The organism is Shewanella fidelis ATCC BAA-318 (assembly GCF_000518605.1).
GTDB lineage: Bacteria > Pseudomonadota > Gammaproteobacteria > Enterobacterales > Shewanellaceae > Shewanella > Shewanella fidelis.
In genome coordinates, this window is sequence record NZ_KI912459.1 from 1 (window position 1) to 23,715 (window position 23,715).

At 42.5% G+C, this 23,715-nt stretch carries 28 protein-coding genes; 12 read left to right on the forward strand and 16 right to left on the reverse strand.

Annotated features, from left to right (window positions below; all coding sequences use genetic code 11):
* Window positions 1–329: 329 nt before the first annotated feature.
* Both L884_RS0116140 and mutY read right to left on the reverse strand, forming a co-directional pair.
* A complete protein-coding gene (locus L884_RS0116140; protein ID WP_028768463.1) occupies window positions 330–608 on the reverse strand; it encodes an oxidative damage protection protein in 279 nt (92 codons plus the stop codon).
* 2 nt (window positions 609–610) lie between these two features.
* A complete protein-coding gene (mutY, locus tag L884_RS0116145; RefSeq protein WP_028768464.1) occupies window positions 611–1,675 on the reverse strand; it encodes an A/G-specific adenine glycosylase in 1,065 nt (354 codons plus the stop codon).
* Window positions 1,676–1,923: 248 nt separating this feature from the next.
* On the opposite strand from mutY, the gene trmB reads away from it, so the two are divergent.
* From trmB to L884_RS0116170, 5 genes are all read left to right on the forward strand, one after another.
* Window positions 1,924–2,637 (forward strand): tRNA (guanosine(46)-N7)-methyltransferase TrmB, encoded by a 714-nt coding sequence (gene trmB / locus L884_RS0116150; protein ID WP_028768465.1) that lies wholly within the window; start codon window positions 1,924–1,926, stop codon window positions 2,635–2,637.
* Window positions 2,638–2,687: 50 nt separating this feature from the next.
* Entirely contained in the window at window positions 2,688–3,014 is a 327-nt protein-coding gene (locus L884_RS0116155) for a YggL family protein (protein WP_028768466.1), read from the forward strand.
* Complete coding sequence (gene glsB, locus L884_RS0116160) at window positions 3,014–3,928, forward strand: glutaminase B (protein ID WP_028768467.1); 915 nt, start codon at window positions 3,014–3,016, stop codon at window positions 3,926–3,928. Before L884_RS0116155 ends, glsB begins: the two co-directional genes overlap by 1 nt.
* A gap of 225 nt (window positions 3,929–4,153) precedes the next feature.
* The gene (locus tag L884_RS0116165; protein ID WP_028768468.1) at window positions 4,154–4,969 is read left to right on the forward strand and encodes a YggN family protein; all 816 of its coding nucleotides are present in this window, start codon (window positions 4,154–4,156) and stop codon (window positions 4,967–4,969) included.
* Between the two features lie 347 nt (window positions 4,970–5,316).
* Window positions 5,317–6,258 carry a LysR family transcriptional regulator gene (locus L884_RS0116170; protein WP_028768469.1) on the forward strand — a complete coding sequence of 314 codons (942 nt, stop codon included), beginning with the start codon at window positions 5,317–5,319 and terminating at the stop codon, window positions 6,256–6,258.
* A gap of 494 nt (window positions 6,259–6,752) precedes the next feature.
* Here the strand turns inward: L884_RS0116170 and L884_RS0116175 are convergent, their stop codons facing one another.
* The 8 genes from L884_RS0116175 to L884_RS0116210 form a co-directional block, all read right to left on the reverse strand.
* Window positions 6,753–8,606, reverse strand: a complete 1,854-nt coding sequence (locus tag L884_RS0116175; RefSeq protein WP_028768470.1) for a DUF885 domain-containing protein — start codon at window positions 8,604–8,606, stop codon at window positions 6,753–6,755.
* A gap of 165 nt (window positions 8,607–8,771) precedes the next feature.
* Complete coding sequence (hemW, locus tag L884_RS0116180) at window positions 8,772–9,908, reverse strand: radical SAM family heme chaperone HemW (protein ID WP_028768471.1); 1,137 nt, start codon at window positions 9,906–9,908, stop codon at window positions 8,772–8,774.
* Window positions 9,908–10,507: an RdgB/HAM1 family non-canonical purine NTP pyrophosphatase gene (gene rdgB / locus L884_RS0116185; protein WP_028768472.1), complete on the reverse strand. Its 600-nt coding sequence runs from the start codon at window positions 10,505–10,507 to the stop codon at window positions 9,908–9,910. The genes hemW and rdgB overlap by 1 nt, the downstream gene beginning before the upstream one ends.
* A 122-nt stretch (window positions 10,508–10,629) precedes the next feature.
* On the reverse strand, window positions 10,630–11,064 hold the full coding sequence (locus tag L884_RS0116190; protein WP_028768473.1) for a DUF4426 domain-containing protein: 435 nt from the start codon (window positions 11,062–11,064) through the stop codon (window positions 10,630–10,632).
* Between the two features lie 75 nt (window positions 11,065–11,139).
* Window positions 11,140–11,412, reverse strand: a complete 273-nt coding sequence (gene yggU, locus L884_RS0116195) for a DUF167 family protein YggU (protein WP_037411140.1) — start codon at window positions 11,410–11,412, stop codon at window positions 11,140–11,142.
* Between the two features lie 14 nt (window positions 11,413–11,426).
* Window positions 11,427–11,975: a YggT family protein gene (locus L884_RS0116200; RefSeq protein ID WP_028768475.1), complete on the reverse strand. Its 549-nt coding sequence runs from the start codon at window positions 11,973–11,975 to the stop codon at window positions 11,427–11,429.
* A 27-nt stretch (window positions 11,976–12,002) separates the two neighbouring features.
* The gene (proC, locus tag L884_RS0116205; RefSeq protein WP_028768476.1) at window positions 12,003–12,821 is read right to left on the reverse strand and encodes a pyrroline-5-carboxylate reductase; all 819 of its coding nucleotides are present in this window, start codon (window positions 12,819–12,821) and stop codon (window positions 12,003–12,005) included.
* Between the two features lie 111 nt (window positions 12,822–12,932).
* On the reverse strand, window positions 12,933–13,634 hold the full coding sequence (locus L884_RS0116210; RefSeq protein ID WP_028768477.1) for a YggS family pyridoxal phosphate-dependent enzyme: 702 nt from the start codon (window positions 13,632–13,634) through the stop codon (window positions 12,933–12,935).
* A gap of 35 nt (window positions 13,635–13,669) precedes the next feature.
* Between L884_RS0116210 and L884_RS0116215 the strand changes: the two genes are divergently transcribed.
* The 3 genes from L884_RS0116215 to hemH all read left to right on the forward strand — a co-directional run bounded on the left by L884_RS0116215 (window position 13,670) and on the right by hemH (window position 16,979).
* Window positions 13,670–14,707 (forward strand): type IV pilus twitching motility protein PilT, encoded by a 1,038-nt coding sequence (locus tag L884_RS0116215; RefSeq protein WP_028768478.1) that lies wholly within the window; start codon window positions 13,670–13,672, stop codon window positions 14,705–14,707.
* A gap of 17 nt (window positions 14,708–14,724) precedes the next feature.
* Window positions 14,725–15,837: a PilT/PilU family type 4a pilus ATPase gene (locus tag L884_RS0116220; RefSeq protein ID WP_028768479.1), complete on the forward strand. Its 1,113-nt coding sequence runs from the start codon at window positions 14,725–14,727 to the stop codon at window positions 15,835–15,837.
* 128 nt (window positions 15,838–15,965) lie between these two features.
* The gene (hemH, locus tag L884_RS0116225) at window positions 15,966–16,979 is read left to right on the forward strand and encodes a ferrochelatase (protein WP_028768480.1); all 1,014 of its coding nucleotides are present in this window, start codon (window positions 15,966–15,968) and stop codon (window positions 16,977–16,979) included.
* Window positions 16,980–17,036: 57 nt separating this feature from the next.
* Here hemH and ruvX read toward each other — a convergent pair whose 3' ends face one another.
* The 4 genes from ruvX to L884_RS0116245 all read right to left on the reverse strand — a co-directional run bounded on the left by ruvX (window position 17,037) and on the right by L884_RS0116245 (window position 18,875).
* On the reverse strand, window positions 17,037–17,462 hold the full coding sequence (gene ruvX, locus L884_RS0116230) for a Holliday junction resolvase RuvX (protein WP_028768481.1): 426 nt from the start codon (window positions 17,460–17,462) through the stop codon (window positions 17,037–17,039).
* A gap of 40 nt (window positions 17,463–17,502) precedes the next feature.
* Window positions 17,503–18,063 (reverse strand): YqgE/AlgH family protein, encoded by a 561-nt coding sequence (locus tag L884_RS0116235; protein ID WP_028768482.1) that lies wholly within the window; start codon window positions 18,061–18,063, stop codon window positions 17,503–17,505.
* A gap of 23 nt (window positions 18,064–18,086) precedes the next feature.
* Window positions 18,087–18,416, reverse strand: a complete 330-nt coding sequence (gene yciH / locus L884_RS0116240) for a stress response translation initiation inhibitor YciH (protein WP_028768483.1) — start codon at window positions 18,414–18,416, stop codon at window positions 18,087–18,089.
* A 138-nt stretch (window positions 18,417–18,554) separates the two neighbouring features.
* A complete protein-coding gene (locus tag L884_RS0116245) occupies window positions 18,555–18,875 on the reverse strand; it encodes a hypothetical protein (RefSeq protein WP_028768484.1) in 321 nt (106 codons plus the stop codon).
* A gap of 166 nt (window positions 18,876–19,041) precedes the next feature.
* Between L884_RS0116245 and L884_RS0116250 the strand changes: the two genes are divergently transcribed.
* Window positions 19,042–19,605, forward strand: coding sequence for a DUF4136 domain-containing protein (locus L884_RS0116250; protein ID WP_028768485.1), 564 nt, complete (start codon window positions 19,042–19,044; stop codon window positions 19,603–19,605).
* Between the two features lie 60 nt (window positions 19,606–19,665).
* On the opposite strand, the gene L884_RS22250 is transcribed toward L884_RS0116250, so the two are convergent.
* On the reverse strand, window positions 19,666–20,496 hold the full coding sequence (locus L884_RS22250) for a leucine-rich repeat domain-containing protein (protein WP_051435660.1): 831 nt from the start codon (window positions 20,494–20,496) through the stop codon (window positions 19,666–19,668).
* 17 nt (window positions 20,497–20,513) lie between these two features.
* Window positions 20,514–21,395, reverse strand: a complete 882-nt coding sequence (locus L884_RS0116260) for a LysR family transcriptional regulator (protein WP_028768486.1) — start codon at window positions 21,393–21,395, stop codon at window positions 20,514–20,516.
* Between the two features lie 84 nt (window positions 21,396–21,479).
* Here L884_RS0116260 and L884_RS0116265 point away from each other — a divergent pair, with 84 nt between their 5' ends.
* The 3 genes from L884_RS0116265 to L884_RS0116275 all read left to right on the forward strand — a co-directional run bounded on the left by L884_RS0116265 (window position 21,480) and on the right by L884_RS0116275 (window position 23,675).
* Window positions 21,480–21,893, forward strand: a complete 414-nt coding sequence (locus L884_RS0116265; protein WP_028768487.1) for a PACE efflux transporter — start codon at window positions 21,480–21,482, stop codon at window positions 21,891–21,893.
* 330 nt (window positions 21,894–22,223) lie between these two features.
* The gene (locus L884_RS0116270; RefSeq protein ID WP_037411104.1) at window positions 22,224–22,826 is read left to right on the forward strand and encodes an OmpA family protein; all 603 of its coding nucleotides are present in this window, start codon (window positions 22,224–22,226) and stop codon (window positions 22,824–22,826) included.
* Between the two features lie 24 nt (window positions 22,827–22,850).
* Entirely contained in the window at window positions 22,851–23,675 is an 825-nt protein-coding gene (locus L884_RS0116275) for a mechanosensitive ion channel family protein (protein ID WP_028768489.1), read from the forward strand.
* Window positions 23,676–23,715 lie beyond the last annotated feature (40 nt).

Consider the following 23,715-nt stretch of genomic DNA (forward strand, 5'->3'; position numbering starts at 1 on the left):
CTATTCGGGCAACTAAGTATTACGTTAAGTAAATCTTAGATTTGCTACTACAAACTTGTTGGCTCTAGAGCCCGTCTCGTTTGGAGTGCGCGTATCTTATAGCGACTCAAAAAATCCTGCAAGGGCTTTTTTTGTTAATTTCGGTTGTTCGGCTAGTTTATGTTCAAGGTGATTATCAATAAGCCATAAATCGTTTCTGTTGATCGTTCTCTGTTCAATAACCATCAAAATAGCTGTGAAATTGCTTTTATCCAAGCTTGTAAATAGAAAGACGCCGCTTACATTTGCTGTAAACGGCGTCTTTTTAGCTAGTCTTTAAGAAAGACCCATTATTCGTCGTCTTTTTGTGGCACGTAGCCTTCAATTTCAACGTCTTTGCCTTCAAATAAGAAGTTGACCATCTGCTCTTCAAGAAACTTACGGTCATCAACGTTCATCATGTTTAATTTCTTTTCGTTGATAAGCATAGTTTGCTTTGATTGCCATAGTGCCCAAGCTTCTTTACTCACATTGTCGAAAATACGTTTACCTAAATCGCCTGGGTAAAGCTGAAAAGCGAGGCCTTCAGCCTCTTTGTTCAAATACACGCAGTTTACTGTGCGAGCCATGATTACTCCTTATTTAATACTGAACCTAAGTCGGCTAATACTCGCTCTGTTGCAGCAGCTAAGCCAACTTTAGGTGGATGAGGTAAGTTATACCAGACCGTCGCGGCTTGTTCCATGATCTGGTTATCGCTAAATTCACTAACCCGCACCAGTACGGGTTGTATATCAAGGTGAAAGTGGCTAAATGTATGCCTAAAACCTAGCAGGTCTTGTTGTGAATTCACCTTTAGTTGTTTATCTACTATATAAGTATCAAGTTCTTTTCTGGTATCAAACTGCGGAAAGCACCACAGACCGCCCCAAATACCTGCAGGCGGGCGTTTTTCTAAATGAACATGTTGGTCTTGCTCTAAAACTAGCAACCACGCTGACTTTTCTGGGATCGCTTTTTTAGGTTTTTTACCAGGAAACTCAGTTTGTCGGCCACTAAGTTGTGCTTTACAGTCAATAGCAACTGGGCAAGCTGCGCAGTTGGGTTTTGAGCGGGTACAAACAGTAGCACCAATATCCATCATTGCTTGGTTATACTTTTGAATATCTTTAGCGGGAGTGAGTTCTTCTGTCATTTGCCACAGACTCTGCTCAACCGCTTTCTTGCCCGGCCAGCCTTCAATAGCGCCATGACGAGCAAGCACTCGTTTTACATTACCATCAAGAATAGCAAAGTTGAGCCCAAGAGAAAGTGATAGCACTGCACCAGCGGTTGAGCGGCCTATACCCGGTAGCGCTAAAACCTCATCAAAGTCAGTAGGGAACTCACCGTCGAATTTTTCTAGCATCGTTTGCGCTGCTTTATGCAGATTACGCGCCCTTGCATAGTAACCAAGACCGGTCCAGTGGTGTAGAACTTCGTCTTGTTCGGCTTTAGCTAAGGTTTCAATATCAGGAAAACGGGCAATAAATTTTTCAAAGTAAGGGATAACTGTTGCAACTTGGGTTTGCTGCAGCATGATTTCTGAAATCCATACTTTATATGGGGTTTTGTTTTGCTGCCAAGGAAGCTGTTTACGACCAAAGTTGTCGTACCATTGAATTATGCGAGTCGAAAAAGTAGCTGTAGTTTTCATCGGCGCAGTGTAACGTTAGGCGGGCGCTTAAACAAGGCGAGATAGCCGCTTTATCTGCTAGAAAGTGAATGGTTATCAGTTTTAAAAGCAGCTAATTTTAGGCTAAGCAAATGCACTACTCGCACAAACTGAGATTCTTGGTATAATTTTGCCACAATAAGGCTTGCACTCAAGGTTTAACTTTGGATAATGCCTTTCTTTTTTAATAATAGCTGTCTAATGCTAGCGCAGCCTTAAGCGAGGGCAAAATGAGCGACGTAACAACCGCTGAATTCAATGAAGAAGGTAAATACCTTCGTAAAGTCAGAAGCTTTGTATTGCGTGAGGGCCGCCTAACCAAAGGCCAAGCTCAAGCAATGGAGCAACAATGGCCGATCATGGGTCTTGATTACACTCCTGATGCTATTGACCTAGTTGAAGTATTTGGTCGTGAAGCCGATACAGTTTTAGAAATTGGTTTTGGTATGGGCGCGTCATTGGTTGAAATGGCAAAAGCTGCACCAGAGTTAAACTTCATTGGTATTGAAGTGCATAAGCCTGGTGTTGGCGCTTGTTTAGCAGAAGCTGCAGAGGCGGGTGTAACTAACCTGCGTGTTTATCACCATGATGCTATTGAAGTACTTGAAAATAGTATTGCTGACGGTAGTTTGTCACGTGTACAACTTTTTTTCCCAGATCCTTGGCATAAGAAACGCCACCATAAGCGTCGTATCGTGCAAGCACCTTTTGCTGAATTGATCCGCAGTAAGCTTAAAGTCGGTGGGGTATTCCATTTAGCAACTGATTGGGAAAACTACAGCGAACACATGTTAGAAGTGATGAATGCAGCGCCTGGTTATAAAAACCAATCTGCAACAGGTGATGTAGTAGAGCGTCCTGATCATCGTCCGCTTACAAAATTCGAAGCGCGTGGCCACCGTTTAGGTCATGGTGTTTGGGATCTGATGTTTGAGCGCATCTAAGCGTTCAGCAAAATATAAACTTTAAAAATAAGTTATTTAGGAGAACAACCATGGCAGCAAATCGTAGCCGTCGCTTACGTAAAAAACTACGCGTAGATGAGTTTCAAGAGTTTGGTTTTGATGTTAACTGGACTTTCAATGACTCAGTTACAGAAGAGCAGATTGATGCAATCGTTGATCAGTTTATTGATGAAGTGATTGAGCCTGCTGCGCTAGGTTACCACGGTGGTGGCCATAAAGAGTGGGAAGGCATTATCGCAACTCAGGCGATTGGTAAGTGTACAGAAGAAAACCGTGCAGCGGTGAAAGCTTTCTTCGACGCACAACCTGTATCAAATCTAGAAGTCGGTGAGCTTTACGATATTTGGTGGGGCTAATGCCTGAGTTGGCATTGCTTGAAGAGATTGTCGAAAGCGTTCGGCCTCTTCTAGGACAGGGCAAAGTAGCTGATTATATTCCAGCACTTGCCCAAGTCGATGCTAATAAGTTAGGTATTGCGGTGACAACAGCTGATGGTGTCACCATAGGGGCTGGAGATTATCTCGAGCCCTTTTCAATTCAGAGTATATCTAAAGTATTTAGCCTTACTTTAGCGCTAATGCTGTATGAAGAAGATGAAATTTGGTCTCGAGTGGGTAAAGAGCCATCAGGGCACTCTTTCAACTCTTTAGTCCAAGTTGAGCTAGAAAAAGGCGTACCGCGTAACCCGTTTATTAATGCTGGTGCATTAATTATTGCCGACTTACTCCAAAGTCGATTGGGCGCTCCTAAGCACAGAATGCTCGAAATTGTCCGAGGCTTAAGCGAAAACCATAGGGTAGGCTACGACAAAGTTGTGGCGGCATCAGAATATCAACACAGTGCGCGAAATGCTGCAATTGCATACTTGATGAAGTCATTCGGTAACTTTAACAATGATGTTGATACTGTTCTGCATAGCTATTTTCATTATTGTTCATTACGTATGAGTTGTGCCGATCTATCTCGGGCTATGTTTTATTTGGCAAATTCAGGCAAAAGCCTTGCTGGTAAGCAGCTAATTAGTCCGGTGCAAACTCGGCAGCTTAATGCATTACTGGCAACTTCTGGTTTGTATGACGGAGCAGGTGAGTTTGCCTATCGAGTTGGTATGCCCGGTAAAAGCGGTGTTGGCGGCGGCATTATTGCAGTGATCCCTGGTGATATGTCTGTTTGTGTATGGTCACCAGAGCTTGATCCTAACGGTAACTCACTCGCGGGTACCGCTATTTTAGAAGCGCTAAGCCAAACTTTAGGTCGCTCAATATTCTAACTAATACCTAAGTCGTTACTCTCAAGTGCTCGTTGGCACAAATGTAATATTTGGCTAATTGTTAGCTTAATTAGCTAAATATTACATTCTTCCTCAATATCAATTGGTTCGAAATCTTCTTTCTTTAATATAAATATTCAGCCTAAACAAAGGTTTGCAACTTTGGCACAGGTTGTGCTTTATCTTGCTCAACGAATATTTATAAAGCTCTAAAGGACTGATGCAATGAAAAAGTTACTAACTTCTGTAGGGATCTCTGCTGTACTATTATCTGCGACAAGCGTTCAAGCTGTTGCAGCACACGACTCTCACTATGACGCTAAAGAATGCGAAGTTTTACTAAATTACGATGTTACGGTTGAGCCTAAAAAGCTGATTATTAGTGAAGTTGGTGATGAGAAATACCGTATCGAAATGGACCAACTATTTGTAAATGGCCAGCAGGTTAATTTGAACAAAGAGCAGCAAGCGTTAGTAAGCCGATACTCTGAAAGTGTTTCTGGCCAAGTTCCTGAGGTGATTGCTGTTGTTAATGATGCCGTATCGATAGCGTCTACGGCAGTTAGCCTAGCGCTCACTCCATTATTAGGTGACAGTGCTGGTGCACAAATTGATGAAATGATGGCGGGTCTCGAAGAGCGTATTGAGAAAGTAGCCTATCAACATGGCGACACTTTTTATTTAGGCGCAACAGAGTCATCACTTGAAGATGCATTTGGTGAAGAGTTCGAAAAGGAGATGGAGCAGCTTATTCAAAACTCTCTTGGTAGCATGATGATGTCGTTAGGTGCACAAATGATGTCGGGTGACGGTGATAGTTTTGAGCAAAAGATGGCATCATTTTCTGCGAAAATGGACTCTGTAGGCGAAGAGATTGAAATGCAAATTGAGCAGCAAGCAGATGATCTTGAGGCTCGTGGTGAAGTGCTGTGTAACAATTTCAAATCACTTATAGTGTTAGAAAAACAGTTGCGTTCGGCAGTGCCTGAATTAGCGAATTATCCTTTACTTGAAACTGGAAGCAAGACATTACTTGAGTAAATTAACTGACTGACATTGCCTCTACTGGACTAATACCGACAGGTATTAAACTGTTGCTTCAACTGTCTTGCAACGCCCCCTGCATCCCCTCTTTGTGCAGGGGCTTTTCTATGTTAATCATATAAATCCTGCCCATTAGTCAGCCCCACAAGCGACATATTTGATGAGTTATGGCGTTTTTTTGGTATACTTCTAAAAATAAAAGCAAAAACCATTAATTGGTTACATAATAAAAAACCTACTCTAGCGTACATATATTCACTTAAGATATTGTTTTTTATAAATAAAACAGCATGTCTTAGCGATGGAAGTACTATTACTGTCGTAAACACCTTAAGGCGATTTACATGTTAGAACTTTTAGAACCAATCGCAATTTTCACCCACGTGGCTCGGGCGGGCAGTTTTAGCTCTGCGGCGAGAAAATTAGGCATTTCAAAGTCTAAAGTAAGTACCCAAGTAGCGGATTTAGAGCATAAACTTGGTGTTCAATTGATCCAACGTACAACCCGTAGCTTGAGTTTAACTGAAGCCGGGCAATTACTTTATGCTCAAGGTGAAGAGTTGTTAAGAGATGCTGATCAAGCCGTTGCCAGCGTTCATAATCTTAATGATGCAACTCGGGGTGTATTGAAAGTCGGTATTTCGCAGTCTTTCGGTACAATGCATATTATTCCAGCCTTGCCAGAGTTTATGGCAAAACATCCAGAGTTAGAGTTACAGGTTAGCCTACTTGATCATAAAGTTGATGTGGTTAGCGAAGGCTTAGATCTACTATTGACGATGTCAGAGCAACTACCGTTAGGCATGGTTGCTAGACCATTAATGAAGTGTCAGTTCTTATTGGCAGCGTCACCTTCCTATGTTGAAAAGCACGGTGTGCCTAGTCGTCCAGAGCAGTTAGTTGATCATAACTGTTTGGTGTATCAAGGTGAGTGGCATGAGCACAGCATTTGGCAGTTTAAACAAGGCGATGATTACTGCGAAATTGGCGTAACCGGTAATTTCAGAGTCGATAATGCTCCAGCATTAAAATCGGCAGCAGTCAGCGGCTTAGGTGTGGTTTATCTTGCCAGTTACTTGCTTGAAGATGAGCTAGAAAAGGGCACATTAGTCCCTATTTTAGAAGACTGGCAGTTAACGCATCACTTACCATTACAAGCGGTATATCCAAGACGTAAGCATTTGGCGCCTAAAGTCAGTGCCTTTATTGATTTTATCAAAGATCATATTGGTACACCGCCATATTGGGACACGCCATTAAAAGAGTTGTATGCAAAACGTAAGTAAAATGGGGAAACATTGTTTTATGATGAAGACAATGTAAACCTTAGCTAAAGTAGCTAAGACTTATCGTATTAAAATTCAATATCTTATCATATTTTGAATACCTGTTTAGCTAAGTCTGAAATAGGCTTAGTTAAACAAGTATACATCATGCCTATTGCAGTTTGTTCTCAATTTAATACAATTGCCTGCAGTTGATTCAAATGCTCTGAGTCCTAAACTGTAATAGAGAATGACCCCTCTTTATTGCGTTTACAGAGCCGCTATAAGCAGTTTTGATTCAATGCTGACAGCGGTTTACGAACTAAAACAATGTCAGCCTTAAAACCATCATCCTAATTTTGGTTTTACCCCAGCTTTGACTGGGGTATTTTTCTTTCTGGGGTTAAGCATTAGAATCTTTAAAGCTTGTTTCGTATTTGGAACAATCCGCGTGCATTTAGCAAAAAGCCTCGCTAACTTGTGGTTAGCGAGGCTTTTTGCTAAAAAGTGTTGAGCTAGCTGCTTTGCTCTATCCAAAGATCAATTTCACTTTCAAGCACATCAAGCGGTACCGGTCCGTTTTTCAGTACGATAGTGTGGAAATCACGAATATCAAACTTATCACCAAGGGCCTGCTGTGCCTTATCTCTTAAGGCTAGTAGCTTAATCATTCCTACTTTGTAGGCCGTTGCTTGTGATGGCATCACAATATGACGTTCAACCATTTTCACTGCGTCAGACTTGGCATTTGGAGTGTTAGATACGTAGTATTCGATTGATTCTTCTCGAGTCCACTTTTTAGCGTGAATACCAGTATCGACCACTAGACGACATGCACGCCATAACTCCATTGCGAGTCGGCCAAAGTCAGAGTAAGGATCTGAGTACATACCCATCTCTTTAGGGAAATATTCGCTATATAGTCCCCAACCCTCGATATATGCAGTGTAACCACCAAACTTACGGAACTTCGGAATACCTTCTAGCTCTTGAGCAATCGCGATTTGCATATGATGCCCAGGTGTTCCTTCATGGTAGGCTAGTGCCTCCATTTGGTATTTTGGCATGGCTTTCATGTCGTAGAGGTTGGCGTAATAGGTGCCCGGACGACTGCCATCAGGTGATGGATTACTATAAAAAGCTTTGCCTGCAGATTTTTCTCTAAAGGCTTCAACCTGTTTAACAATCATTGGTGCTTTAGGTTTGATTTTAAATACTTCATCGAGTCTGCTACTCATGGTATCAATAAGTGCTGTCGCTTCGTTTAAATAATCTTGGCGGCCTTCGGTGGTATTAGCGTAGTAGAACTGCTCATCTTCACGCATAAATTTAAAAAACTCATTTAAAGAGCCTTCAAAATTAACCTTTTTCATAATCGCGCGCATTTCACTGTGAATACGGGCAACTTCTGCTAGTCCAAGTTCGTGGATCTCAGTGGCAGTCATGTCGGTTGTCGTGGTGCGAGCAAGGGCGTTATTGTAAAAAGTATCACCTTGAGGAAACTTCCAAGCGCCATCGCGGGTATCGGCTTTGGTTTCCAGTTTCGTCATATAGGCAATGAGTTTGTCGTAAGCCGGTTTAACATCGTTAATCAGTGCAGCTTTAGCCTCTCTAAGCAGGCTATCTTTGTCGCTATCACTAATTTCTAACTTGGCAACTTTACGCTTAAAATCGCTCCATAGAGCACTGTCGTCACTGTTAGCGCTATTGTTAAATGGCGCACCGCTAATAATATTCTTACTGTCGTTAATCACATACGGGAACACAAACTTTGGCGCGATAATGCCTTTGTTTTCGCGGATCTCTAATGCTGTTTGTAGTTGTGATAAACGTTTAGGCACACCTTGTAAGCGGCTGATATAAGCCTTTGCATCTGCAACGCTACCAATTTGGTGTTGGTTAATTAAAAACGATGCGATTTGTGAATGGCCGCCGTACATTTGATTAACTGGGTAGTTGTGGTAACGCCATTTATCATCTGCAATGCTCTGTTCGAGCTTTTGAGTGAGTAGTTGATAGCTGAGAAGTGTTTGTCTGTCGAGTTTACTCGTGTCTATCTGCTGTAGTTGAGCAAGGTGCTTTTTATCGCGCGCGAGAGCTGCGTCGTCAGCGGCATCGCTCATTTCATCCCATTTATCGTAATCAGTTTTGATCCCTAAATGGGTTTGTGAAATAGGGCTCGCCATGACATTTTCCATAAAAATGCTTTCAAACAGGGCGTTGGCTTTTTCTGATTCACTTTGTGCCTTGTGAGCAACACTCTCACTTGGACTTAATTGGGCTATAGAAGTAGGGGCGGCATTTGCACTAGTGCTAAGCGCTAATGAGAGCGAGAGGGTAATTAAGCTAATATTTGTTTTTATAGACATTTTTTAGGCTTCCTTAGAATTATGATTGTTATCCTAAAGAAGCCTGCAGTTAATTTTTTGATCTAAGTGTTACTAAATATTTCTAGCTGAAGATTGCTTGTATTATCGACTAATAAATTCAAATACTTAAGCAATCATTGAGCCGTGGGTGTGATTCACAAAATATTATAGGAATTGTGACAGTAGCTCATTGACGAAAAGCTGACCTTTGCTAGTAAGCTGCCAATGTTCATCCGAATCAGTCATTAATCCTTTGACGCAGGCCTGTTTTATTCCTTCACTAATGGTATCGCGCTTAAGACCAGTACGCTGTTCAAACTCAAGCTTGGGAATAGGGCTCATTAAGCGTAGACGATTCATTAAGTACTCTAATGGTCTGTCTTCTAGCTCAACTTCAGTTGTTTCATAGCTATAGTTATCTGCAGCTAAGTAGCCTTTAGGGTGTTTTATTTTTACTGTTCGTATAATTTTATCGTCATCGACTAGGGTGATCTTGCCATGGGCACCGCAGCCTATTCCTAGGTAATCACCGAATTGCCAATAGTTGAGATTATGGCGGCACTGATAACCTTCTTTGGCGTAAGCTGAGATCTCGTACTGTTGATAGCCAAGTTCAGCCAAACGCTTTTGCCCTTGCTCATAGATCTGCCATAGATTCTCATCATCAGGCAGCTGAGGCGGCTTAGAGTGGAATAGGGTATTGGGTTCTATGGTCAGCTGATACCAAGATAGGTGCGGTGGAGCGAGCTCTGCTGCAGTCTCGATATCGGCCATTGCCTCTTCAAAGCTTTGGTTTGGTAGACCGTGCATTAAGTCTAAATTAAAGCTTTGGTAACCTGATACTTGCGCTTTTTGTGCCGCAACCTGTGCTTCGCATTTATCATGAATACGCCCAAGTAAATTGAGCTTTTCAGTTGCAAAACTTTGCACCCCAATGGATAAACGCGTGACACCAGCTTGGCAATAAGCGGCAAAGTCGTCGTGTTCTAAAGTGCCTGGATTGGCTTCCATTGTGATTTCGATGTTGTCGCTAAAGGGAATGAGCGCATCGACTTCTGTTAGTAAGCGGCCAATCTGTTTAGCGTCAAATAATGAAGGGGTACCGCCACCGATAAAGATAGTGTGTAGCTCGCGGCCTTGCACATAATGCAGATCTTGTTTGAGATCGTTAATGAGTGCGTCGACATATTCAGTTTGTGGTAGCTCTCCATGTTGGCCATGGGAGTTAAAATCACAATATGGGCACTTTTGTACGCACCAAGGAATATGTATATAAAGACTTAACGGTGGCAGGGTTAGCATTATTTTAAAATACCTTGTTGCTTCATAGCATCGATGAGTAGCACTAGCGCTTTACCACGATGGCTCAATTTGTTCTTTTCATCAGAGCTTATCTCTGCAGCTGAGCATTCATGCTCTGCTGGAATAAAGATAGGATCGTAGCCATGGCCATTTTCTCCTTGAGCAGCATTCGCAATGCGGCCTTCCCATGAAGCTTGGCAAATGATTGGGGTTGGATCTTTTGCATGGCGCATATAAACCAACACACATTGAAAACGTGCGCTACGCTCACTCTGGCCTTCAAGCGCGGTTAATAACTTAGTGTAGTTTTGCTCATCTTTAGCGCCTTCTCCGGCGTAACGAGCTGAATAAATGCCAGGTGCGCCTTGTAAAAAGTCAACTTCAAGCCCTGAGTCATCAGCGATGGCTGCATGGCCAGTAACTTCTGCTGCATGTCTCGCTTTGATGATCGCATTCTCAACGAAGGTAGTACCGGTTTCAGGCACTTCAACTACATTAAATTCGCTCTGAGCTAAGATCTCAACGCCGAAACCTGCCATCAATTGCGAAAATTCTTTAAGTTTGCCTTTGTTACCGCTAGCTAGGACGATTTGATTCATGTGAGGCCTTTAGAGGGAGTCTGAAAATAATGGCGGCAATGATAGCCGAGATAATTGGGTTTCGGTAGTAGATAGCTAATAAAAAAGGGGCATCAAGCCCCTATTTAAATGAGTTACAGCGATTATTCTACGTAAAACTTCTGCTTGAAAGTTAACGTAGTATTGAGCTTTTTGTCGTATTTAACCGCGATTTTAAAGTTGATTTCTTGATCATCTCGGTAAGGAACTTCCGCTATGTAATAAATAGCGTCACCTTCGCGGATCTCTCTAAACTTTAAATCGATTCTGGCATCGAGCAAGTTATTGGCAACGCCAGACAATTCCACAGGAACCGCAGGGTTACCTTCAACACTGGTATCAAGCACAGCGATATTGATAATGCCAGTATAGCTACTGCGCTTAATGCCATATGACTTGGCAATACTCGGTGTTAAAAAGGTACTGCTGAGGGCAACGTAATGGATATCAAAGTTACCCACTTTTTCTTTCTGTTCTGCAAACGCGTTACTACTTAAACACAAAAGTAGCACAAGCATAGTGGTGAGCGAGCGGATCATATTAGCTTCCTTGAAATGATATCTTGTTAACAGTATAGAGCTTTGTTGCCGCGAATGCCTTATTCATCTACAAGGTTACAAAAGGTTTTGTACTTCAGCTGGGATTAACTTAGGTGCGATAATTCGTACCTGTTTGTGGCGTCCCATCTGGCCTTTAAGGATCTCAATATCGCCTTTAGGCACCTTGAATGATTTGGATAAATATTTAGTTAAATGGGCGTTAGCTTTGCCGTCAACAGGTGGTGCTGTGATGGCAATTTTAATCTCTTCACCGTGCAGACCAACAATTTGGTCACGACTTGCTTTGGGCTGAATATAGAGTTGAAGCAGCAGGTTTCCCTGCTGCATTTGTGCTGCAACCACTATACGCTAGCCCAAAATGGTACGTATTGTGCCAATAGAATATTGAGGAAGTTAAGGATAATCATCATCACCAGCAGTGATAAATCCAAGCCACCCATAGGAGGTAAGATTCGGCGTATTGGCGCGAGTAATGGCTCAGTTAGTTGGCCCATCACCATTTCTATCGGGTTATTGCCTTGACTTACCCAGCTCAAAATCGCGCGTAAGATCAGCATCCAGAACAGCAGTACGCCTGCTTCTTTGATAACCGAAACAATAGAGACAAGTAATAAGGTTGGAACATTAATCGCTGCACCAGCCATTAAACTTAGAATAACAAACTTCAGCACAACAACTGTGATGGCTAATATAAACGATGCGGTATCAAAGCTACCGAAAGATGGGATCACACGGCGCATTGGTCCAACAATCGGGTGGGTCGCTTTTACAATAAACTGGCTAAATGGATTATAAAAATCGGCTCTAGCCAGTTGTAGCCAAATACGTAACACCACAACCATTAGGTATAAATCAAATACCGTACTTACCAGAAAACTAAATGCATTCATCTGTTTACTCTACTTGTTCAAGTTAAATTAGTATTGCTTTGCCATTTCTTGTGCACGGGCGATGCAGTTATTCATAGCGCTATCGACCAAACTACGCAAGTCACCTTTCTCAAAGGTTTCAATTGCCTGAGCAGTTGTGCCACCTTTTGAAGTCACATTGTTTCTAAGTTGAGCTAGGCTTAGCTCAGGATTTTGCTTAGCCATCAAGGCTGCACCTAGAGCTGCTTGTTGTGCCATTTCGCGGGCAGCATCTTCTGGCATACCTGCTTTGACCGCACTTTCTACCATAGATTCTAAAAATAGGAAGAAATAGGCTGGGGAGCTGCCAGCGAGGGCGATAACTTGGTTTAAATCATCTTCAGTATCAACCCAAACAACTTCACCACCGGTGGCCATTAAAGTTTCGCAAATGGCTTTTTGCTCAGCCGAAATATCATCTCCAGCATAAAGGCCTGTTAAGCCTACACCTATTTGTGTTGGAGTATTAGGCATAGTGCGTATTAGTTTGATCTCTTGCTTAAAAAAATCACTATAACGCTTGGCAGTAACACCAGCAGCAATAGTAATAATCAATTTGTTTGATAAATCTAAACCGCTAAGTTCTTCACCAACAACTTGCATAAAGTGTGGTTTAACACCGAGTACGATAACATCAGCGTTTTGCGCAGCATTCACATTATTGTTCGACACATTAATACCAAAGTCGCTAGCCATGGCATCAAGCTTTGGCTGGCTAGGATTAGTGGCTTCAATAAGTGCTGGGTTATAGCCACTTTTTACAAGGCCGCTTACGATACTGCGGGTCATATTACCTGCGCCGATAAAGCATACTTTTTGTTGTGTCATGAAGATCTCGTTTGTTTTAGTTAGTATTTTGCTACTTTAGATATTTGGGCGACAAGCGCTAATTACAAGGTATTGTATAGCATGCGATTAGCGTCTAGCCGTTAAATTTAATTAAGCTTTTGAATAATCGCGTTCACCAAAAATGGCGCTTCCGATCCGCACCATGGTTGAGCCATGGTTTACAGCTAGTTCTAGGTCGTTACTCATTCCGACAGATAAGGTATCAACGCTGCTATGACGCTCTGCAAGCTGATTAAATAGTGCCTGAAGAGCTGCGAGTTCGGCACTGGCGGTTTGTTCATCAACATCGGCAGATGGAATCGCCATTAAACCGCGCAGTTTTATGTTGGGTAGCAAAGCGACTTTGTCAGCAAGCTCGAGCACGTCAGCCGCTAAAGCACCAGACTTACTCTCTTCTAAACTGATATTGACTTGAATACAGATATTGAGCGCAGGCTTACCGTCAGGGCGCTGATCATTTAAACGTTGGGCGATTTTTTCTCTATCAACCGTATGCATCCAATCAAACAGACTAGCAACGACTTTGGTTTTATTTGATTGTAACGGTCCAATGAAATGCCATTCAATATCGGGATAGTCTTGGCTTAACGCATTAATCTTTGTTTCACCCTCTTGAACATAATTTTCACCGAAGCGGCGTTGGCCAGCTTGATAAGCTTCTATGATGTATTCATTCGGCTTAGTTTTACTAACCGCTAAAAGTTGTACATCTTGTGGTCGACGTGAGGCATTTTGCGCCGCTTGGGTGATTCGATGCTGGGCGATTGCGAGTCTGTCTGTTATTGTTGTCATCTTGTAAGTTTTTGGTTGAATGGATATCCCAAACTATGGAAATCACAGAGTTACTAGCCTTTAGTGTAAAACACAATGCGTCAGATCTACACCTTTCTGCAGGTGTTTCTCCCATGATCCGCGTTGATGGTGAAGTGAGAAAGATAAACTTACCCGCTTTAGATCATCAAGGCGTGCATAGCTTAGTCTATGACATCATGAATGATAAGCAGCGTAAGGATTATGAAGAGCATTTAGAAATCGATTTCTCGTTTGAAGTACCGGGCCTTGCGCGTTTTCGTGTTAACGCTTTTAACCAAGCCCGTGGCGCTGCTGCAGTATTTCGTACCATTCCGAGCGACATATTAAGCTTAGAGCAGTTAGGCGCACCAGAGATCTTTAAAAAAATCGCTAGCTTTCCCCGCGGCTTAGTTTTAGTTACCGGGCCGACAGGCTCAGGTAAAAGTACCACTTTGGCCGCAATGATTGACTATGTGAATGAGAATCGCCATGACCACATTCTTACCATTGAAGATCCGATAGAATTTGTGCATCAAAACAAGCACTGTCTGATTAACCAGCGTGAAGTGCACCGTCATACCCATAGTTTTAATGCCGCGCTTCGTAGTGCATTACGTGAAGATCCCGATGTCATCTTAGTCGGTGAGATGCGAGACTTGGAAACCATCCGGTTAGCTATGACGGCTGCTGAAACCGGTCACTTGGTATTTGGTACCTTGCATACCACCTCTGCCGCTAAAACCATTGACCGTGTGGTCGATGTATTCCCTGAAGGTGAAAAGGGCATGGTCAGAACCATGTTGTCAGAATCGCTTCAAGCGGTTATCTCCCAGACACTGATTAAGAAAGTCGGTGGTGGGCGTGTCGCTGCTCATGAAATTATGATGGGCACTCCAGCTATTCGTAACCTTATTCGTGAAGACAAAGTGGCGCAGATGTATTCGGCGATCCAAACCGGTATGGCCCATGGCATGCAAACGCTAGATCAATGTTTACAAAACCTAGTCAATCGCGGCCAGATCTCACGAGAAGACGCGATGGCTAAAAGCTCAAATAAGCAAGCTAACTTTTAACAGGGACTCGTTAACCTATGGATGTTACTCCTTTTTTAAAGGTCATGATTGAGCGTAAAGCCTCTGATCTATTTATTACCGCTGGCTTTCCTCCCAGCGCTAAAATTGATGGAGAATTGCGTCAGCTTGGTGAAAACCCGTTCACACCAGCCCAATCGTTAGCCTTTGTTGAGTCATTGATGACCGACGCACAAAAGCAAGAATTTCATGAGTCGCGTGAGTGTAACTTTGCGTTTTCAGCGAAAGATTATGGGCGTTTTCGTGTCAGTGCGTTTTGGCAGCGTGAGTCACCAGGCTGTGTTATGCGTCGCATTGAAACTCAAATTCCTGATGTTGATGACTTAATGTTGCCGCCAATTCTTAAAGATTTGGTGATGAGTAAGCGTGGCTTGGTGATCATGGTTGGTGGTACCGGAACGGGTAAATCAACCTCATTGGCAGCTTTGGTTGGTTATCGTAATAACCATGCTCGCGGCCATATCCTCACCATTGAAGATCCTGTGGAATTTGTGCATGACCACAGACAAAGCATTATTACCCAACGTGAAGTTGGAGTTGATACCGAGTCGTTCGATGCCGCTTTAAAAAGCTCACTGCGTCAGGCGCCAGATGTTATCTTGATTGGTGAGATCCGCAGCCAAGAAACCATGGAGTTTGCCCTGTCATTTGCCGAGACGGGCCACTTATGTATGGCGACCTTGCACGCAAACAATGCTAACCAAGCACTCGATCGTATTATGCATTTAGTGCCAGAGAGTAAGCATCATCAGCTATTGTTTGATCTGTCATTAAATTTACGCGGTATTGTAGCGCAGCAACTGGTACCTAAAAGCGACGGTACTGGCAGACGCGCTGCGATTGAGGTATTAATTAATACGCCTCGTGTAGCTAGCTTGATTGCTAAAAATGAGCTGCATTCGCTTAAAGAGGCTATGGCTAAATCGAATGAACAAGGTATGCAGACTTTCGACCAAGCGCTATTAAAGCTGTATACCGATGGTGAAATCAGCTACGCCGATGCGCTGCATCATGCTGATTCGCCAAATGATCTGCGCTTAATGATTAAGTTGCAAAGTTCAGACCCTACCAGTAGCAGTTCAATGGATGGTGTTACCCTCAACCTAGATTAATTGTATAGCTCGCAAATAATTCACAGGCAGTACTTGGTACTGCCTGTCTTTTAGTTAAGCGTTGGCAGTGATCTTTATTTTAGTTTCAACGTATCTGCAGATAATATTTTGAACCTTAAGGAGTTATCTTGGCTAAGTTTTCAGGGTTAACCAAAGAGATTGGTCATAAGAAACGTGGTAAAACCGGTGTGTTACTGGTTAACTTAGGCACCCCAGACGAGCCTACAGCGCCAGCTGTTAGGCGCTACCTTGCCGAGTTTTTAGCTGATCCTCGAGTTGTTGAGATCCCAAAGCTCATTTGGATGATGATTTTACATGGGATTATTCTGCGTGTACGTCCAGCAAAATCAGCGGCACTGTATAAACAGGTATGGACCGAGCAAGGCTCGCCATTAATGGATATTACGCGGCGTCAAACACAAAAGTTGCACAGCTATTTTAAACAAGCTGGTGAAGAGGTATCGGTTGAGTTTTGTATGCGCTATGGCGAGCCATCAGTCTCTTCTACACTAAAACGTATGCATCAAGATGGTATCGACAAACTCGTGGTGCTGCCGTTATATCCACAATACGCGGCACCAACCACTGCATCAGCTTTTGACGCTATAGCTAAAGAGCTAACTAGTTGGCGTTATCTGCCTGCTTTGCACTTTATCAATACATACCATGATAACCCTGACTTTATTGATGCGTTAGCTGCATCGATTGCCAAAGACTTTGAAACTAATGGTCAACCGCAAAAATTGGTATTGTCGTATCATGGCATGCCGGAGCGTAATTTACACTTGGGCGATCCCTATTATTGCTTTTGTATGAAAACCACTAAGCTGGTGGTTGCTAAGCTCGGGCTAAAAGAAGATCAGTACATCACTACTTTTCAGTCGCGTTTTGGTAAAGCTAAATGGTTAACGCCATACACAGACGCAACGATGGAGTCGTTGCCTAAAGAGGGCATTAAAGATATTGCTGTTGTTTGTCCTGCTTTTAGTGCTGATTGTTTAGAAACACTTGAAGAGATTGCCGGTGAAAACCGTGAGATTTTTGAAGAGGCGGGTGGTGAAAGCTACCGTTATATTGCCGCGCTAAATGACGATGATGCGCACATTAAGATGATGGCGAATATTGTTAAGCCACATATTTAATTAAGTTACAGCAAGTAAAAAGGGAGGCTAAGCCTCCCTTTTTATATTGGTATTAATTTACTCGCCGTATTGATTTTCAAAGTAACTTTCAACAATCAATACTGCCGACATGGCATCGACTTGGCCTTTGGTCAGTGCTTTATAACCGCCCATTTCAAATAGTCGTGCTTTGGCATCAGCTGTGGTCAAACGCTCATCTTGAGTTGCTACTTTTACACCAAAGCGGCCACTTAAGCGATTGGCGAACTTGCGGGCTCTTTGAGTCATCTCTTGTTCTGTGCCATCCATGTTCAGTGGCAAGCCAACAACAATTAGATCCGGCTTCCACTCACTGATAAGTGCACCAATCTCTTCCCATTTTGGAATACCGTCAACAGCCTTTATTGACAGTAAAGGTCTTGCTGTTGCGGTGATCTCTTGGCCTATGGCAATACCAATACTTTTAGTGCCGTAATCAAAGCCTAAGACGCTTCTATCGCCCATGTTAATTTGTTCCTATTTAGCTCGATATTGCGAGTAGTGTTTATGCGTGGCCGGCAAGGTTGGATAGTTGCCAAATATCAAAACCAAGGGATTGAGTCGCTTGTTGCCAGCGCTCAGCATGGTCAATATCAAATAGCAGTTCAGTTGTTGCAGGAATCGACAGCCAAGTGTTTTCAATGAGCTCTTGCTCAAGCTGACCGCGAGTCCAACCGGCATAACCGAGTGCAATTAAAAACTTTTCTGGTGCATTATCAGAGCCTAGACTGGCAAGAATATCTTGCGAGGTGGTGAGCATGACATCATCTGTAATTGCATCACTGTTATTCCAGCAAGTCTGAGTGCTATGTAGCACAAAGCCACGCTCAGGGTTAACTGGCCCACCGAGTAAAACCTCTCCAGCTAAAGAGGTCACAGGCATTGGCTCTTCAGCAAGCTCCATTTGTTGCAGCAATTCGTCGACAATGATGCCGCTTGGTTTATTAACGACGATCCCCATCGCGCCTTTCTCATCGTGTTCGCAAATATAGATTAGCGAACGTTCAAAGTAGGTATCTTGCAAAGATGGCATGGCAATTAGAAAGTGATTTTGTAAACTGTCCATCGGCTTTTCCATATCAGCTTGTACTAACCACCTGCTAATTTTACAGTGTAATTAAGCTTTTCGAGCAAGGTTTTGATTTGCTCTCGATTATCCGTTTGCACTTCAATATTGAACTCTTTAACTGTACCGCCACAGCCACATTGCTTTTTAAGTTTCTGCGCTAGGGCTTTAAGCTCTTTCTCTTGTAGACCTAAGCCCTTAATAACAGATACACCTTTACCCTTACGGCCTTTGCTGTCTTTATGAATTCTAACGATACCGTCGCCTTCTGGCGCCGTTTGAGTTTGTTTTTCAGGCGCTATACGGCCAACATCAGTGCTATAAACTAAAGATACGTTTGGATCAGATTTCATATATGTGGTCGTTAATAAACTTATATCGGCAGTTTAGCAAAGTTACTAAGGTTAAGGGAGAGGGCTGTGAGGAGAAACTTATGTAAATGGAGTCAGGCTGACAATTAACCTGACTCACTATCTTTATTGGTATAAGTGTTACAAATAAAGTGCTAGCTCTATCAGTAATGAGGCAAAGGTGAGACTTGCTAACAAGGCGATATATTTATGAGTACTTGGCAGTGCGATAGCACACGAAGTCAACACAAAGCCAATGGCAGTTCCGGCAAAATGAGTCACAGGTGCGCTAGCAATAGCAATGATAATCCAGCTCAGGACTATCACAGGTAAGATAACCAAAGAGTGTTGGCTTAGCTTATCAACCGTAGATACTTTTGTGCTCTGGTGACTAGTGACTTTTTCCGGAGTGATAATAAATACAACTGTGGCAATAACAAACGCGGCTATAAACCAAAACATAATGATAGTCTCAATAAATTAATTGATAATGATTATCATTTAGGCGCTTCCTTAAGTCAAGCTTAACGAGATGGAGATTTACTAAAATTGAGTTGTAGATTAATAAATTGCTCTGTAAGCTGAATATTAAGCGGTCAAAATATAAAAGATTATTGTTGGAGAGAACATGAATAAGTTATTAGTGATTATTGCTGCATTAGCATTAAGTGCGTGTAGCTCACTTAAGACAAGCTCGGATTATGATCCTGGGGTTAACTTTGATGAAGTGAAAACCTACGCATGGGTAGAGAAGAAAACTGATGATGCAACTTATCATTTAGATGGCTTAATGGATCAACGTGTGCGTAAGGCAGTCGATGATCAACTACAACTTAAAGGCTTAACGCCAAGTGATGCCGCTTCTGCTGATGTGTTAGTTAATTACCTCACTAAAGTTGATAAGAAAATAAACGTAGATACTTTCAATACTAACTACGGCTACAACCCATATTATGGCCCTGGTTGGGGCTGGGCTGGTGGCGTAGGCCATACGCAAACCACAGTGCGTGAATATGAAGTGGGTACCTTGATTTTAGATCTTGTTAACGCCAAAACAGGCAAGCTTATTTGGAGAGGTTCAGTTGCAGATACAGTACGCGACAAAGATACTCCTGAAGAGCGTGTAGAAGTTGTTAATGAAGCGATTGGTGCATTACTGCTAAATTATCCACCAAAGCCTGAAGGCAAATAGCTTTTAAGCATATAAATAAAAACGGCCAGTAGGCCGTTTTTTTTATCCATAGAAACTTATCTAGGCAAAATGAGCTAGTGACTTGGGTATATTAGTTAACTGTAAATCCCTTAAACCAAGAGACTGCAACGCGGTTAAGTTTTCTATTTCATCAGGCAACTCGGTTAGCAAGGAGTAGCTTAAATCTAGCTTTAGTAAGTTAGTGAGCTTGCCGATCTCTTTAGGTAATACCTCAAGCTCACAGCAGTATAGGTTTAGCTCTTTTAACTGGCTCAAGTCGCCGATTTCTGTTGGTAACTGATTGAGGCAGACATTATCTGATAAATCTAGCGTTTCTAAGGACGCGAGTTTGCCTATCTCTATTGGCAACTCCTGCAAACAGCAGCCATTTAGGATTAATTGCTTTAAATTAATTAAATTACCTATCTCTGCAGATAAGGTTTCAATCTCATCACATGTGCTAGATAGATTGAGCTTTTCGAGGGATGTAATCTGCCAGATCTGTTCTGGTAAAGCATCGTTTTCACAACTGGTAAAATCTAATCGTTTTAAATTAGGTAGCGCAGTAATTTGCGTTGGTAGTGTTGTCATGGCTGGATAGTCAATACTAAGAGTGTCTAAACAGACTAGATTGCCGATTTCTGCAGGAAGTCGCTTTGTGCCAGACATATCAAGTTCAAGCTTAGTTAACTTTGCTAATTGTCCTAGCTCTTTGGGCAGCTCGAGGACTTCGGTTCCTGATAAACGCAACTTTTCGAGTGAGCTTAAGTTGGCGATCTCGGCAGGTAGACTGTTAATTTCTCGCCCTCTCAATTCAAGCTCTTTGAGGTTTGCGCATTGCTGTTTATTGCTGAGCAATGCTGTTAAAGCTGCGGCTGTACAGATTTCCATTATGATCCCTTTAAACTTTATTTATGCAACAAGCCACGCATTAACGCTCTAACTTGTTTATTAAATTCATTTTCACAGCGACTTTTGTGCTGAATCACATCAACGTTAGCCTGCCAACCAAGTTGCTCGAAATCAATCTTAAGCTTGCAAAGTTGTTGGTTAGCTAACGCTTCTTCACAAAGGTGAAGTGGCAATAAGGCCCAGCCAAAGCCTGCTTTAGCCAGCTCAAATAACATGTAATAGTTATCGGCATGCCAAACATCAGGAGAGTGTGGCGTGTTGAACCAACCTTGATGATTACCTTTAGAGCCAATCAGCAATTGGCGATGCAATCTCAGTACATCGATATGTGAAGAGGTTTCTCGCGCCAGAGGATGCTCAGGGCTGACTAAAAGCTCAAACTGCACAGTGCCGAGAGACTCAAAATCTATGCTTTCAGGGTAAGTGAGTTCGCTAAATACAATCCCAAAGTTCGCGCGTTTGTTATCAACCAGATGAATAATATCCATACTCGATGCACACAATAGCTCAATCTCAAGCTGCGGATATTGGCTTGATAAGCTTTTTAACAGTGCGGTGAACTGGTTATAGGGGATTGCCTCATCAACAGCGAGAGTCAGTTTTAGCTCATCTTGCTTGTCTAACGCCAGCACTTGTAGATTCAAGCGTTGGTGCTGGGCGATAACCGCTTTAGCTTGGGGCAGTAATTGTTCTCCTGCCTTGGTGAGCGTGGGGTAACGGCTGCTTCTGTCAAATAGAGCTTGGTTAGTATCGATCTCTAAATTGATGATGTGCTGGCTTATCGCTGATTGCACTTTGCCAAGTTTTCTTGCAGCAGCAGAAAACGATCCGGTTTCAACCGTGGTAACAAATGAATAGAGCTGTTCAATGGATAACATATCAGTAAAAGCGATGGTATCTAATTTTTATCTATCGTAGTTAAAGATGATAATGACTGCAACTTAACTGTAGAGCGATTTGTTATGACATTTAAAGACAGAATTATTCATGCGGTACTTTTTGAAGCGATTGCCCTTGCCATCATCGTGCCTGCTGCGAGTATGTTTTCCGGGAAAGAGGCGAGCTCAATGCTAGCGGTTGGAGTTGGCTTAAGTTTGTATACCGTGGTGTGGAATTACTTTTATAACCTTTGGTTTGACAAGCAGTTTGGTGCAGATCGACTTAACCGTAGTTTGATGACTCGTATTGGTCATACTCTAGGATTTGAGGGCGGGATCATTTTTATTACCGTACCGGTAGTGGCTTGGTTCTTAGAGATCACCTTGTTACAGTCGTTAGCACTTGAGGCGGCTTTCTTAATCTTCTTTTTCTTTTATGCTGTTGCTTTTAACTGGTGTTATGACAACGTTCGCAGCAAATTGAAATTGGCTTCATAATCGAAGCTGAGCATCAATCTGAACCAACATAAAAAGCCGCTGTTACAGTATGAGTAACAGCGGCTTTTTTGTGTAAACAAACAGCGGCATAGCTCAATTACTCGAGTGCTTATTGGTGATGGCGGGGCTAAAAATCGAAAATGAATAGATATCAGCTATGCTTGTAATGCATAAGTTAATTATTTGGCTGTGTTTTTAGGTTTTTTGAGGGTAAAATGTTGCGGTTAACGTCCTGCTGGTTCAAAACGGCCTGTTTACGCTTAGATTAGTTTATCTACTTCAGTTTTTACCAAGCCTACAGGGGAATTGTGGCGTACGAGGGGGCGAACAATGAAGATGATGCTAGTTGTTATTGGTTTGATGATAAGTCCATTATGTGCAAGCGAAGCACAGATAAAACCATGGCCAGATGCAGATCTTGATGGTGTACCCGATTTAAAAGATGCCTGTGCAAATACCGTTAACAATAAAACGGTTGATGCCAGTGGCTGTAGTGAAAATCAACGAATACTAGCGCAAAAACATAGCTTAAGTGTGATGCCCTTGCTTTGTTTTAATAGCAATACTGGTGGATTATTTCCTCGCAGTTGTAGCGAGATATCAACAATTGCTGTTAGGTTTGAATTTGCTAAAGCACAAGTATTGATATCACAACAACCCAGTTTACAAACCTTGTCTCGTTGGCTTAAGGCAAACAATGTGCCTTTAGTTGTTGTAGGACATACAGATTCAGTGGGTGAGGCGACGTTTAACCAACAGCTGTCTGTTGAGCGAGCGCAAGAGGTGAAAAGAGTTTTAGTACAGCAATTTGGTCTTGCTGCAAACAGGCTGCAAATTAAAGGTATGGGAAGCACAGATCCCGTTGCGAGTAATCAAACTGCGCATGGTCGAGAGATAAACCGGCGCGTTGAATTTTTAGTTAATGTTCAATAAGTTTAAATTTAAGGGAGAATACACATGGATCACTTGCAAGATTTAATGGACTATGCGCCAGAGTTAATTGTCACCTATGGCATGAAGATAGTGTTTGCCATTATCATTTTTATCATTGGTAAATTCTTATCCAATGTTGCTAAAAACCTCACCACTAAACTGCTAGAAAAACGCAAAGTTGATAATACCGTTACCTCATTTGTTGCTAACATTGCGTGGGCATTAGTATTTGTATTCACCATTGTGGCTACGCTTGGGCAAATTGGTGTGCAAACCGCATCATTAGTTGCTGTGATTGGTGCCGCCGGTTTAGCGGTTGGTTTAGCGCTACAAGGCTCACTATCTAACTTTGCTGCTGGAGTATTGATGGTGCTATTTAGACCATGCCGCGTTGGTGATTACATTGAAGCGGCTGGCATTGCCGGTACGGTTAATGAGATCACCATTTTCTCTACCAAGTTACTGACTCCAGATAACAAAGTGATTATTGCGCCAAACTCGGCAATGATGGATGGCACGATTATTAACTATTCAACAATGGAAACTCGTCGTTTAGATTTAGTGATTGGTGTGTCATACGATGCGAACCTTGCTGAAACTAAAAAGGTTCTTACCTCAATTTTAGACAATAGCCAGTATGTGCTAAAAGATCCCGCTTACACGGTAGCAGTGGCAGAGCTTGCTGATTCATCAGTTAACTTTGTCGTGCGTCCATGGGTTAAAGGTTCTGACTACTGGCCAGCTCATTTTGAAATTCTAGAGCAAATCAAGGTCGCACTTGATGAAGCTGGTATTGGTATTCCGTACCCACAAATGGATCTTTATGTAAAAGAAACTCCAGCAGCTTAATCAGGTATTGTTTAGGCAATAAAAAGGTCGGCATATGCCG

Excerpts from the sequence above, each read along its gene's own strand:
- yggU (WP_037411140.1), bottom strand. The coding sequence starts at position 11,412 with ATGCAGCAGGGAAACCTGCTGCTTCAACTCTATATTCAGCCCAAAGCA.
- L884_RS0116220 (WP_028768479.1), top strand. The coding sequence starts at position 14,725 with ATGGATGTTACTCCTTTTTTAAAGGTCATGATTGAGCGTAAAGCCTCT.
- L884_RS0116250 (WP_028768485.1), top strand. The coding sequence starts at position 19,042 with ATGAATAAGTTATTAGTGATTATTGCTGCATTAGCATTAAGTGCGTGT.
- L884_RS0116215 (WP_028768478.1), top strand. The coding sequence starts at position 13,670 with ATGGAAATCACAGAGTTACTAGCCTTTAGTGTAAAACACAATGCGTCA.
- trmB (WP_028768465.1), top strand. The coding sequence starts at position 1,924 with ATGAGCGACGTAACAACCGCTGAATTCAATGAAGAAGGTAAATACCTT.
- L884_RS22250 (WP_051435660.1), bottom strand. The coding sequence starts at position 20,496 with ATGGAAATCTGTACAGCCGCAGCTTTAACAGCATTGCTCAGCAATAAA.
- hemW (WP_028768471.1), bottom strand. The coding sequence starts at position 9,908 with ATGCTAACCCTGCCACCGTTAAGTCTTTATATACATATTCCTTGGTGC.
- L884_RS0116235 (WP_028768482.1), bottom strand. The coding sequence starts at position 18,063 with ATGGACAGTTTACAAAATCACTTTCTAATTGCCATGCCATCTTTGCAA.
- L884_RS0116245 (WP_028768484.1), bottom strand. The coding sequence starts at position 18,875 with ATGTTTTGGTTTATAGCCGCGTTTGTTATTGCCACAGTTGTATTTATT.
- L884_RS0116210 (WP_028768477.1), bottom strand. The coding sequence starts at position 13,634 with ATGACAACAATAACAGACAGACTCGCAATCGCCCAGCATCGAATCACC.
- L884_RS0116200 (WP_028768475.1), bottom strand. The coding sequence starts at position 11,975 with ATGAATGCATTTAGTTTTCTGGTAAGTACGGTATTTGATTTATACCTA.
- L884_RS0116140 (WP_028768463.1), bottom strand. The coding sequence starts at position 608 with ATGGCTCGCACAGTAAACTGCGTGTATTTGAACAAAGAGGCTGAAGGC.
- glsB (WP_028768467.1), top strand. The coding sequence starts at position 3,014 with ATGCCTGAGTTGGCATTGCTTGAAGAGATTGTCGAAAGCGTTCGGCCT.
- L884_RS0116155 (WP_028768466.1), top strand. The coding sequence starts at position 2,688 with ATGGCAGCAAATCGTAGCCGTCGCTTACGTAAAAAACTACGCGTAGAT.
- proC (WP_028768476.1), bottom strand. The coding sequence starts at position 12,821 with ATGACACAACAAAAAGTATGCTTTATCGGCGCAGGTAATATGACCCGC.
- L884_RS0116170 (WP_028768469.1), top strand. The coding sequence starts at position 5,317 with ATGTTAGAACTTTTAGAACCAATCGCAATTTTCACCCACGTGGCTCGG.
- L884_RS0116265 (WP_028768487.1), top strand. The coding sequence starts at position 21,480 with ATGACATTTAAAGACAGAATTATTCATGCGGTACTTTTTGAAGCGATT.
- L884_RS0116270 (WP_037411104.1), top strand. The coding sequence starts at position 22,224 with ATGAAGATGATGCTAGTTGTTATTGGTTTGATGATAAGTCCATTATGT.
- L884_RS0116190 (WP_028768473.1), bottom strand. The coding sequence starts at position 11,064 with ATGATCCGCTCGCTCACCACTATGCTTGTGCTACTTTTGTGTTTAAGT.
- L884_RS0116165 (WP_028768468.1), top strand. The coding sequence starts at position 4,154 with ATGAAAAAGTTACTAACTTCTGTAGGGATCTCTGCTGTACTATTATCT.
- yciH (WP_028768483.1), bottom strand. The coding sequence starts at position 18,416 with ATGAAATCTGATCCAAACGTATCTTTAGTTTATAGCACTGATGTTGGC.
- ruvX (WP_028768481.1), bottom strand. The coding sequence starts at position 17,462 with ATGGGCGATAGAAGCGTCTTAGGCTTTGATTACGGCACTAAAAGTATT.
- rdgB (WP_028768472.1), bottom strand. The coding sequence starts at position 10,507 with ATGAATCAAATCGTCCTAGCTAGCGGTAACAAAGGCAAACTTAAAGAA.
- L884_RS0116275 (WP_028768489.1), top strand. The coding sequence starts at position 22,851 with ATGGATCACTTGCAAGATTTAATGGACTATGCGCCAGAGTTAATTGTC.
- L884_RS0116175 (WP_028768470.1), bottom strand. The coding sequence starts at position 8,606 with ATGTCTATAAAAACAAATATTAGCTTAATTACCCTCTCGCTCTCATTA.
- mutY (WP_028768464.1), bottom strand. The coding sequence starts at position 1,675 with ATGAAAACTACAGCTACTTTTTCGACTCGCATAATTCAATGGTACGAC.
- L884_RS0116260 (WP_028768486.1), bottom strand. The coding sequence starts at position 21,395 with ATGTTATCCATTGAACAGCTCTATTCATTTGTTACCACGGTTGAAACC.